Source organism: Pseudomonas sp. P5_A12, from assembly GCF_056400685.1.
Genome location: NZ_JBFUKU010000188.1, coordinates 1 through 11,216, shown reverse-complemented (window position 1 = coordinate 11,216; position 11,216 = coordinate 1). Strand labels below are relative to the sequence as shown.

Annotated in this window: 7 protein-coding genes, 1 tRNA gene and 3 pseudogenes; 9 read left to right on the top strand and 2 right to left on the bottom strand. The window is 59.2% G+C overall.

Translation table 11 applies throughout. The features are described from left to right. The 4 genes from AC1DSG_RS21500 to AC1DSG_RS21485 all read left to right on the top strand — a co-directional run. Positions 1–2,389: crotonase/enoyl-CoA hydratase family protein (locus AC1DSG_RS21500; RefSeq protein ID WP_477792686.1), on the top strand; the 2,389-nt coding region annotated here is incomplete at its 5' end. Between the two features lie 159 nt (positions 2,390–2,548). Further along, positions 2,549–3,991, top strand: a complete 1,443-nt coding sequence (locus AC1DSG_RS21495; RefSeq protein WP_477792685.1) for a coniferyl aldehyde dehydrogenase — start codon at positions 2,549–2,551, stop codon at positions 3,989–3,991. Positions 3,992–4,038: 47 nt separating this feature from the next. Next, positions 4,039–4,425 carry a tautomerase family protein gene (locus AC1DSG_RS21490; RefSeq protein ID WP_477792684.1) on the top strand — a complete coding sequence of 129 codons (387 nt, stop codon included), beginning with the start codon at positions 4,039–4,041 and terminating at the stop codon, positions 4,423–4,425. 107 nt (positions 4,426–4,532) lie between these two features. Further along, complete coding sequence (locus AC1DSG_RS21485) at positions 4,533–5,324, top strand: enoyl-CoA hydratase/isomerase family protein (RefSeq protein WP_477792683.1); 792 nt, start codon at positions 4,533–4,535, stop codon at positions 5,322–5,324. A 96-nt stretch (positions 5,325–5,420) separates the two neighbouring features. On the opposite strand, the gene AC1DSG_RS21480 is transcribed toward AC1DSG_RS21485, so the two are convergent. Further along, the gene (locus tag AC1DSG_RS21480; RefSeq protein ID WP_477792682.1) at positions 5,421–6,638 is read right to left on the bottom strand and encodes an MFS transporter; all 1,218 of its coding nucleotides are present in this window, start codon (positions 6,636–6,638) and stop codon (positions 5,421–5,423) included. Between the two features lie 124 nt (positions 6,639–6,762). Here AC1DSG_RS21480 and AC1DSG_RS21475 point away from each other — a divergent pair. After that, positions 6,763–6,978 (top strand): annotated as a pseudogene (locus AC1DSG_RS21475) (methyl-accepting chemotaxis protein); the annotation flags it as partial. Positions 6,979–7,094: 116 nt separating this feature from the next. Then, positions 7,095–7,171, top strand: a tRNA-Met gene (locus tag AC1DSG_RS21470). An 89-nt stretch (positions 7,172–7,260) separates the two neighbouring features. Here AC1DSG_RS21470 and AC1DSG_RS21465 read toward each other — a convergent pair. Continuing rightward, complete coding sequence (locus AC1DSG_RS21465) at positions 7,261–8,370, bottom strand: DUF2817 domain-containing protein (RefSeq protein ID WP_477792681.1); 1,110 nt, start codon at positions 8,368–8,370, stop codon at positions 7,261–7,263. A gap of 164 nt (positions 8,371–8,534) precedes the next feature. Here AC1DSG_RS21465 and ggt point away from each other — a divergent pair, with 164 nt between their 5' ends. The 3 genes and pseudogenes from ggt to AC1DSG_RS21450 form a co-directional block, all read left to right on the top strand. Next, positions 8,535–10,358: a gamma-glutamyltransferase gene (gene ggt, locus AC1DSG_RS21460; protein ID WP_477792680.1), complete on the top strand. Its 1,824-nt coding sequence runs from the start codon at positions 8,535–8,537 to the stop codon at positions 10,356–10,358. A 196-nt stretch (positions 10,359–10,554) separates the two neighbouring features. Further along, positions 10,555–10,653, top strand: a pseudogene (locus AC1DSG_RS21455) (transcriptional regulator); the annotation flags it as partial. Between the two features lie 223 nt (positions 10,654–10,876). Next, positions 10,877–11,216, top strand: a pseudogene (locus tag AC1DSG_RS21450) (hypothetical protein); the annotation flags it as partial.

Below are 11,216 nucleotides of genomic sequence, written 5' to 3'. Positions count from 1 at the left end.
GAGGGGTAAAAACTTGAATTCATTTCTGTTGCAAAGGCCATTGGAAGTACCAGACGGGTCCTTCGCCGGGCTATTCCTGGAGCGAATCCAAAGCTACGCAGACAGCCCTGCACTGATCGACGGGTTGAGCGGTGAACAACTGACCTATGCCGAACTGTCCCGGCATGTACGTGTGCTCGCCGCCAACCTGATTGAGCGCGGCCTGGAGCCAGGGGAAGTCACCGCCATCATCGCGCCGAATAGCATATGGTTCCCGGTGGCCCTATACGGTATTGCCTTCGCCGGCGGCGTGTATTCCACACTCAACCCTATGTCTTCACCAGAAGACGTGCGTGATCTCCTCAAGCTGATTGGGGCGACCCGGGTGATTGTCACCCCGCAAGTCTTCGAAAGGCTCCGCGACACCCTGACCACGTTGCAGCTGAAAGAGATTTTCGTGCTCGGTGACTCCTTAGGCCTGACGCCGTTTTCCTCGTTGCTGATGGGCAAGCCGCTGGCCCAAGAGCAATGCCGTGATTTGCAAAAAGACCTATTGGCCCTGATGTTCTCCAGTGGCACCAGCGGCTTCCCCAAAGCGGTGATGCTCAGCAATCGGAACTACGTTGCGGCGATCGAACAGGTGACCGCCGCGGAGGTTTTTCGCAAGACTGATACCGTCCTGGCGGCGCTGCCTTTTTTCCATATCTATGGCCAAACCAGCTTCATCGGCTCGGCTCTTTCTCAGGGAGCGCGCTTGATTGTGCTACCTGCCCTCGACCTGGAAACGACATTGCGCGTGATCCAGCACTACAAAATCACCGTCGCTCCGGTCGTTGCTCCCGTCGTGCTGCAGTTTGCCAAGCACCCTTTGGTCGATCACTTCGACCTGTCGAGCCTGCGCCTGGCCATATCCGGTGCTTCCCCCATCAGTGCTGACTTGCTGAGGAGTGCCGCCGAACGACTAAAAGTACCGGTGCTCAACGGCTGGGGCCTTACCGAATCCACCACCACCGGAGCTGTTTCCGAGCCGGGCATGCCAAAAGAGGCCGAGGGCTCGGTCGGTCGGCTGATGCATGGCATAGAGGTGCGGGTGGTGAAAATCGGCGGTACTCAGGACGTGGCAGCAGGCGCCGACGGCGAACTGCTGATACGCGGTCCCAACGTGATGCTCGGCTACTTCAACAACCCGGCTGCTACCGCCGAAGCGATCGATGCCGATGGCTGGCTGCGCACTGGGGATGTGGGGCGGCTCGATGAGTRCGGCAATCTGCGGATCATCGATCGCGCAAAAGAGTTCATCAAGTTCAAAGGCTTCCAGATCAGTCCGGTGGAACTCGAAAGTGTCTTGCTGATGCACCCGGCGGTTGCCGATGCCGGTGTCGTGCCCAGCCCTGACGCCGAGTCCGGCGAGGTTCCCAAAGCCTTCGTGGTACTGCGCTCACCGGTGACCGAAGCCGAACTCATCGACTTCGTCGCACAGCGTGTAACCCCCTACAAGAAGCTGCGCGACATCGAGTTTATCGACTCGATTCCAAAGACCCCGGCAGGGAAAATCCTGCGGCGGATGCTGGTACTGCAAGAGCGCGAAAAACGCGAAGCTCATGCTGCGTCCGGCGACCGCCTTGAGGATCGGGTCGTTATCACACGCCACGGTAATGTGCTGTCGATCTGCCTGGACCGACCGCGCAAGATGAATGCCTTCGACCGCGACATGTTCATCGGCCTGGCCAAGGCCATGGCGATCTACGAAGACGATCCGAGCCTGCGTTGTGCGGTGTTGCATGCCAATGGCCTGGTCTTCACCTCGGGTATGGACATCGTCAGCACCGCGCCTCTTGCCGCTCGGGGCGAGCTGCGCATCGGCGACCCAGCATTGGTCGATATGCTCGAAATCGACCCAGCCGTTCGCCGTCGCAGCAAACCGCTGATTCTCGCCGTTCATGGCAAGTGCATGAACCTGGGGGTGGAGCTCGCGGCAGCAGCGGATGTCGTTATCGCATCGGAAGATGTCACGTTCATTCAACGCGAGGTGGCAGTCGGGTTGTTTCCATTCGGGGGAGCCACGGTGTTCTTGCCGGCCAAAATCGGTCTCGGTAACGCGCTTCGCTACATCCTGACGGCGGAAGAGTTCGATGCTCAGTCCGCTTGCCGGATGGGGCTGGTGCAGGAAGTCGTACCGCAGAGCCAGCTGATGAGTCGCGCTTTCGAGTTCGCACGGTTGATTGCGCAAAACTCACCGTCTGGCATCAAAGCAGCGCTTGCGTCGGTGCGTCTGACCCGTGAAAAAGGCCCCGAAGCGGCGCTCGCAACACTTCTTGGTGAAGTCGCCCGGTTAACCAGCGCAGCAGATTTCAAAGAGGGTGCTGCGGCCTTTCTGGAAAAACGAGCGCCTGAATTCAAGGACGCGTAACGCCGCATCCCCTGTATTGAATCGTTTGCGAGACGAGAGCGGCTGCGCGACAAGCGTGGCCGACGCCTCAATGTGCCTCATCGCAGCAACCGCTTCTGCGCCCAGTCGTTTGACCCAAACCCGTTTACCGCTTTTCAATCACTTCACGAGCGCCTCACGATGAGCACCCCAGATATTCCCCCCGCCATGCAATCCTGCTTCGAGCGCCAACGCACCGACTACCTTGCCACGCCCGAGCGCAGCCATGACCAGCGCGTGAAAGATCTCAACCAGTTGGCGCGGATGCTTAAAGACCACCGTGAAGCACTGATTGGAGCGATTAACCAGGACTACGGCAACCGCTCCACCTTCGAGACCTTGTTCGCCGAGTTTTTTGTCGTGCTTGGGGATATCAAATCCACCATCAAGCACCTGAAAAAATGGATGAAGCCGCAAAAGCGCCACATCGATCTGATGGTCTACCCCACCTCCAGCAACCGTGTGATTCCCCAGCCACTGGGCGTGGTCGGCGTGATCGTGCCGTGGAACTTTCCGCTGATGCTGTCGTTCGGGCCACTCACCGCCATCTTCGCCGCCGGCAACCGGGCGATGATCAAGATGTCGGAAAACTCGAACAATTTGACGCGCCTGCTGATGTCCATCACGCCGGAATACTTCCCACCGCAACAGCTTCAGTTTTTCGAAGACGGCGGCGCCAATGGCTCGGTGGGCCCGGCTTTCTCCTCGATCCCCTTCGACCATCTCTTCTTCACGGGCTCGGGCCAGACCGGCCGTGCCGTAATGGCAAATGCTGCACGCAACCTGACTCCGGTGACGCTGGAGTTGGGCGGCAAATCACCCGCTGTGGTCGCGCCGGACTTCCCGATGACCCTGGCCGTCGATCGCATCATGTGGAGCAAGGCCTTCAACGCCGGCCAGATCTGCACCAACGTCGACTATGTCTTCATTCCTGCTGGCTCCGAGGCGGACTTCGAACGCGAAGCCCAGCGCGTGATCGCCGAGCGCTACCCGGACATCAATCATGCCGACTACACCTCCATGATCGACCTGCGCGCTTATGACCGCATGCAGGCCACGCTGGATGACGCTGTGGCCAAGGGCGCGCGCGCAGTCAGCCTCTTCCCCGGGCAGACGCCGAACAAGGCGCTGCGCAAATTCCCGCTGACCCTGGTTTTCAACGTCAGCGACGACATGCTCATCATGCAGCGCGAGATCTTCGGCCCGCTGCTGCCAGTCAAGACCTACACCAGCCGCGAAGAAGTGGCTGGCTATGTCAACCAGCACGACAGGCCGCTGGCGCTGTATCCCTTCACCAAGGACCGCACGCTGCAGGACTACTACATGACCCACATCATGTCGGGCGGCGTCAGCATCAATACCGCTCTGTTGCATGTGGCGCAGCATGACATGCCCTTCGGCGGCGTCGGTGCCAGCGGCATGGGCCACTATCACGGCTACGAGGGCTTCCAGACTTTTTCCAAAATGCGCCCTGTCTATCGCCAGGGCTTCTTCGACGCCACCAAGATGATGCGCCCCCCCTACGACAAGGGGCCGTTGAAGGCCAATAGGCTGATCAATCTGATCATCAAGTTGAAGGGCTGAAGCCCTGTGTACTTGAGTGTTCCATAACCCCTTTAAAGGAGTTTTCCATGCCCCTCTATGAATGCCAGACCGTCAAAGGAACGCTCACCGAGCGTCAACGCCAATCGCTGGCCGAGTCCATCACATCGATTCACACCAAGGAGACAGGCGCACCAGCCAGCTATGTGCACGTGCTATTCAAGGAGCTTGAAGCGGGAAGCGCATTCACCGCCGGCCAAGTCGCGACCCCGGCGATCATTCGCGGCCAGATTCGTGCAGGACGACCACAAGCGACCCGCCATGCCATCCTGCGCGGCATCACCGAGGTTTATATGGCACTCACCGGGGCCGATGCCAATGCCGTGGTCGTGGCAGTAGTCGACATTCCCGCTTCATGGGCCATGGAAGGCGGCCATATTTTCCCGGAACCGGAACTGCCCCCTGAAGTGGCATAACTCGCTTGCCTGCGACGAATACATTTCCACATTTTTTGACGGTCGATCACTTTGCGATCGCCGTACAACCACGCATGCGTGCCCCGCACGAAAAGGAATCACTCATCATGTCCAACGAAAATCCCTTGTTGATCACGCGCCACGGCGCCGTTATGTCGATCAGCATCAATGACGCACCGATTAACCGAATGAGCTTCGCCTACATTGATGCTTTGGAAGCGGCGCTTGAGGAGGCAGCCAGCGATTCAAGCGTGCGTACCCTGCTTTTCATGGGCGAAGGTGAAACCAACTTCTCCGTTGGCATGGACCTCAAGGAGGCGATGCGCGAAGTTCCAGCGCGCGGCGGTTGGGACACCGTGCTTGACCAGCGCCTGCGCGTGCTGGCGCGAATCGAATCCTTGGGCAAGCCGTCGGTTGCCACTATGTTAGGCTACTGCCTGGGCGGTGGGCTCGAACTGCCCTTGGCCTGCCATTTCCGTCTCGCCGCCGATACCGGCACTCAGATCGGCCTCCCCGAGATGGATCTGGGTACCGTGCCGGCCTGGGGCGGGTCGGTACGTCTGACCCGCTGCATTGGTCGTGACAATGCGCTCGATATGGTGTTGCGTGCCCGTCGGATCGACGGCCACGAGGCCTTGCGCATGGGTCTGGTGCATTCCATTCATCCAATCGCCGAACTCAAGGCAGCCGCAATGGCACTGGCGCAGGAACTGGCACAGAAGGCGCCGCTGGCCGTGGACGGTGTACTGCGCTGTATTGTCGGTGCTGACGAGAGGACACTGGACGAAGGGCTGCGCGAAGAGCGCAAGGCTTTCCTGCGCTGCGCGGCGAGCAAGGATCAGGCGGAAGGTGCACGCGCCTTTTTCGAAAAGCGCAAGCCGGTATTCACAGGCGAATGAACCTCCGGGCGATGGCGGTATAACAGTCAACCCAGGTGCTGACTGTTATACCCTCATCGCGAGCAGGCTCGCTCACACAGGGGAATCTGTGTGGACTCAGGCCTTTTTGGTTCTCGGCAGGAAGATCGCCAACACACCCAACAACGGCAGGAACGAACACAGGAAGTACACGTATTCAATGCCATGCACATCCGCCAGATGCCCGAGCAACGCCGCGCCAATCCCGCCGAAACCGAACATCAAGCCGAAGAATACGCCAGCAATCATCCCGACATTACCCGGCACCAATTCCTGGGCATACACCACGATGGCCGAGAACGCCGAGGCGAGGATGAAGCCGATGATTACGCTCAGGACGCTGGTCCAGAACAGGTCAACGTGCGGCAGAAGTAACGTGAACGGTGCAACGCCCAGGATCGAGAACCAGATCACCGCCTTACGCCCGATCTTGTCGCCGATCGGCCCACCGAAGAAGGTCCCCGCCGCTACCGCGCCCAAAAACAGGAACAAGTGCAGCTGCGAACTGGCCACCGACAGGTCAAATTTCTCGATCAGGTAGAACGTAAAGTAGCTGGTGAGGCTGGACATGTAGAAGTACTTGGAGAACACCAGCAAACCAAGCACCACCAGCGCACTGATCACCCTGCCCTTCGACAAGCCGTGAGTCGCCGCCTGGCCTTGCTTGAGCTTGAACAAGCTCAAGTGATTGGCGTACCAGCGGCTGATCCGGTAGAGCACGAACAACGCGAACACGGCGAATAGCCCGAACCAGGCCACATGCCCCTGACCGTAGGGAATGATGATCGCAGCCGCCAGCAACGGCCCGAACGCCGCCCCGGCATTCCCGCCCACCTGAAAGGTCGATTGCGCCAGACCAAATCGCCCGCCCGAGGCCAGTCGCGCCACGCGAGAGGCTTCCGGGTGAAAGGTCGATGAACCGATACCGATCAACCCGGCCGCCAGAAGAATCAACGGGAACGTGCCGACCATCGACATCATGACAATACCGATCAGCGTGCACACCGTACCGGCGGGAAGCAGCCAGGGTTTGGGGTGCCTGTCGGTGTAATAACCGACCCACGGCTGCAACAGCGAAGCAGTCAGCTGGAAGGTCAGCGTGATCAATCCGACCTGGGTAAAGGTCAGGCCATAGTTGGCCTTGAGCATCGGATAAATCGACGGCAGCACCGACTGGATCAGGTCGTTGATAAGGTGCGCCAGCGCCACCGCGCMGATGATGCGCACGACCAAAGGGCTGCTTTGTGAAGTCGCGGGTGCCGACGTCGCGCCGGTCTGAACGTTGCTGATAGCCATGAGTATTTCCGTACAGCGGATGGGTGCACGCGGGCAGGTGCGTCAATGTGCCATTTTTCGGTGCGACATTGCCATCCCCTTAGCCAGCTAACGAACTAAAATTCACCACCCTACAGGTGATGGCGCAATGCAGCTAATGACCGACAACCTAGTGCAAATTGTGACCGCAGTGGAAGAACAGGCCAGCACCGCCAATGAAGTCAGCGGCAACATTCAACAAGTTGATCAGGCGGCGGTAAGGCTGCTGGAAGGCGCGCGGGCAGTGAACCTGGCGGCAGACACCTTGAGCCAGGGCAGCAAGGCCCTGAGTGCGAATACCGGGAGATTTCAGCTCAGTTGATGCCCTCCTCCGGCCCGATTTTTCGGGTCTGGAGGATAAGCAGTTGAAAGCGTAGAGAAATATTTTAGATTTACGCTTGACACATCATCGTTCCAAGCCAATAATGCGCGCCACTTGGCTACATAGCTCAGTTGGTTAGAGCATAGCATTCATAATGCTGGGGTCCGGGGTTCAAGTCCCTGTGTAGCCACCAAGTACTAAAAACGGCTTACCGAAAGGTAGGCCGTTTTTTTATGCCTCGAGAAAAGTACCCTGAACCCTATGAGTTCAGGGTAATCCGCATCAGGTGCGAATCGTCGGCAACGCTGACAGCGCCCGCTCCCAAATTTGCCACGTCCGCAGCCAGACCATGGCCTGCCAGTCATTGTCCGCCGGATAGAACTGCTCCAGCAGATTCAGCTTGATCCCGCGCCCCACCGCATCACTCGGGTTGCCATGCAAATGCAGCCAGTGGTCATCGCGCAAATGACGATGCACGTCCGCCCCCGGGTACGTCCCGCACTCAATCACAAAGGGCATCAATCGTACCTGCGGTAACGCATTGATTAGTGCCTGCGAGGTGTAGCCGGTAGCGGTTGCCGCCACACCGGTTTCGCTCAGGGTGTCGGTGCCGGTCAGCAACGTGTAAAGCCACGGGCCGTAAATGGCCTGCGCCTGCGGGAGCGCCGGATAAGCCGCCTCTGTGATCGTCAGCAACATCGGATGACCGTACTCGCCGGCGCCCGTGTGCAAGTCGAAACACATGGCCACGTCGGCATGGGCGATGTGCTTTTGCAGGATGGCGTGCAACGTGCGGTTCGACCAGCTTGACGCCAGCCCACCGTAAAACAGACCGTCGGGGTGACTGTACTGGCCACCCTCGACAATCGACATCACCGCCGGCCAGCCATGCTTGCAGATCTGCTCGTCGAACAAGGCATCGGCGCGTTCACGCTCAGGACCTTGCAGCTCGGTGCAAGCGTAGATGTCATGCAGCGTTGCGTAAGCCTGATTGTCCGGTAACGGACGCTCGAAGTTCAGGTGATTGCGGTTCAGGTCGATGTTGTCTTCGTTAACCCGACGCAACCAGGCGGTGCCCCAGGGATTAATCAGGTGAATGAACACCACGGCGACATCGGCTGGCAGTGTGCGCTTGCCCAACTCCTGCATCCATTTGATCTGGCAACCCGAACCGTAAAAGCCTTCGACGCCATGTGTACCGCTCAACGCAATGAGTAAGCGCTTGGCCCCCGGATCGCCCAACACCGCCACATCGGTGCTCAACGGCTCCCCGAAAGGCCCTTTGAGTGGATGCGGGTATTCGGTCAATGTCGCACCGGCCTCGGTCGCTGCCGCGAGGAACTGCTCTCGTTGAGTACGGTAACTTGGCTGGGTGGGGAACTCGGTGTGCATGTCTGCCTCTTGTTGATCTTCTGGTCAGTCTGTTGCCCCCGACCCTACAGAATATCCGTCGACTCATGAAGGGCAAAAGCAGCTTTACTGCAGGCTTTGGTTTGCGCCACGCCGAGGTGGCCGATAAAGTCCCGGTAACTTTCCCACGGACGGAGTGCCCTAACGTGATCTCAATCTTCCACTTGAGCCGCTCGGCCCTGTCGTTGGTCGCCGCTGCGCTCATCCTCACCGCTTGTAACGCACCACCCACGTCTACGCTGCCGGTTGCGCCAGAAAGCGCCACGGGCTATCGCACAGATCTGCAAACCCGGTACGCGTCCAGACATATGGCAGCCGCGGCTAATCCCTTGGCGGCCGAAGCCGGTCGGGAGATGTTGCGTCAGGGTGGCTCGGCGATTGATGCCGCGATTGCAATGCAAGCGGTGCTGACGCTGGTCGAGCCACAATCCTCCGGCATTGGCGGCGGTGCATTGATCGTGCTCTGGGACGGCAAGGCGGTACGTACTTTCGACGGTCGCGAAACGGCACCGGCTGGCGCCACCGAGAAGCTTTTCCTACAGGCTGACGGCACACCGATGGCATTCACCCAAGCGCAAATTGGGGGCCGTTCGGTGGGAACGCCTGGCGTTTTGCGAGCGCTTGAGCTGGCCCATCGCAAACACGGTCGTCTGCCGTGGGCGACTCTGTTCGAACCGGCCATCCAACTCGCGGACCAAGGCTTCCCCATCTCGCCGCGCCTGCACCAGTTGATCGCCTCGGATTCGTCCATGCGCAGCTCGCCGGACATGGTGGCCTACTTTCTGAATGCGGATGGCAGCCCGAAAGCCGTCGGAACACTGTTGAAAAATCCGGCACTGGCCGCAGTTCTGAAGCGCATAGCCAATGAAGGACCTGACGCGCTGTACAAAGGCGCCATCGCGCTGGAGATCGTCACCAAGGTTCATGGGCACGCCAACCCTGGCAGCCTGTCGCTGAACGATCTCCAGGGCTACCAGGCCAAGGAACGCGCGCCGCTGTGCACCGACTACAAACGCTGGCAGGTGTGCGGCATGCCGCCGCCGTCGTCAGGCGGGATCGCCGTGGCGCAGATCCTCGGCACCTTGCAGGCCCTTGAAACCCGCGACCCGCGTTTCGCCCTGGCGCCACTTAAACCGGTCAAGACCGACAAACCCGCAGGCACGGAGCCCGCTCCGGAAGCGGTGCACCTGATCGCCGAAGCCGAACGCCTGGCTTACGCCGACCGCGCGTTATACGTGGCCGACGCCGACTTTGTGCCCGTGCCAGTCAAAGGGCTGGTCGACCCGGCCTATCTGGCCAGCCGCGCCGCCCTGATCGGTGATCGCAGCATGGGCGTGGCCAAACCCGGCATCCCGCCGGGCATTCAGGTGGCCTACGCGCCGGACCGTTCGCCGCTGCGAATCTCCACTTCACAAGTGGTGGCCGTGGATGACCAAGGCGGCGCCGTGTCCATGACCACCACCATTGAATCCGGATTCGGTTCGCACGTGATGGTTCAGGGGTTCCTGCTCAATAACGAGCTGACCGACTTCTCGTTCATCCCCGAAGAAAACGGGCAAAAAGTCGCCAACCGCGTCGAGCCCGGTAAACGCCCCCGTTCGTCCATGGCGCCGACCCTGATCTTCGACCGCCATAACGGTGAATTCCTCGCCACCCTCGGCTCCCCCGGCGGCTCACAAATCATCGAATACGTCGCCAAATCCACCATCGGCCTGCTCGACTGGAACCTCGACCCGCAAGCCGCCATCAACCTGCCCAACTTCGGCAGCCGCAACGGCCCGACGGAGCTGGAAAAGGGAGAGTTCAGTGCCGAGTTGATTAAGGCGCTGAAGGACAAAGGGCACAGCGTGAGTGAGATTGACATGACCAGCGGTACCCAGGCGATTGTTCGGGTCAAGGATGCGCAAGGGAAAGCGGCGCTGGCTGGAGGGGCGGATCCTCGGCGTGAGGGGGAAGCGTTGGGGGATTGATTCGTACGAGGGAATGAAAAAGGGCTTACCGGGAGGCAGGCCCTTTTTTACAGGCATCAGATTTTGATCAGCTGTCGCGTGATGCCATTTTCTACATGCAAAAAGCTGATTACTCGATAGGCTTGAGGCTAGTTTTTTCAAGCTGAAGTTTGTCGGCTCACAAGCAGTACGACGCAATCGACACCGACTCTGTCGAGATGGCAAACGCGCCCTGACGCTTCCAATGATCTGGAAACTGCATGAGTTGTTCGGGATCCCGGCTGAGAGTCTGATCAAGCCAGTGAAGCAGACTTGAACGATATAGGGTTGTGAACCCAGCTAAAACCCGCACTTCTCGCAAACCCCACAGCTCTGTGGGAATCGCCCTCCAACACCCTCGGAAGCTTCAGACATAAGTGTTTCAGCAGTTGTTTTAAAGTGTTTCCCGGATCGCAATCGTCATGAATTGACCGGCGGGTTTTCCCGCTTGAGCCCTGCGCATCCGCTACTTTTCACAACCACCAAGGCGTTTACATTTGATGAGCAACCGTTGGAAGAACAATTCACGTAATGAGTCTGGCGCGTTTCTCAGGCGCTTTAAAATCGAACTGATCGTGGGCTTCATTCTTGGCGCCATCCCCTTGCTGGTCCACTCGACAAGTCAGGCCGAGCTGCAAGCCCTTCTCCAGTCGTTAATGGCCTGCGCGCCCATCGTCAGCCATGGTTTTTGTCTGCTGACGATCTACATCGCGGTGTGCATACACAAGAAAATTCACCGGCTGAAAAGCGACCGCATGCGTGAACGGTTCGAAGTGATCTACAAGGTCACGGCGGAAGTCGGGACGAGTTTCCTGACACTGCTACGTACCGGCCTTGGAG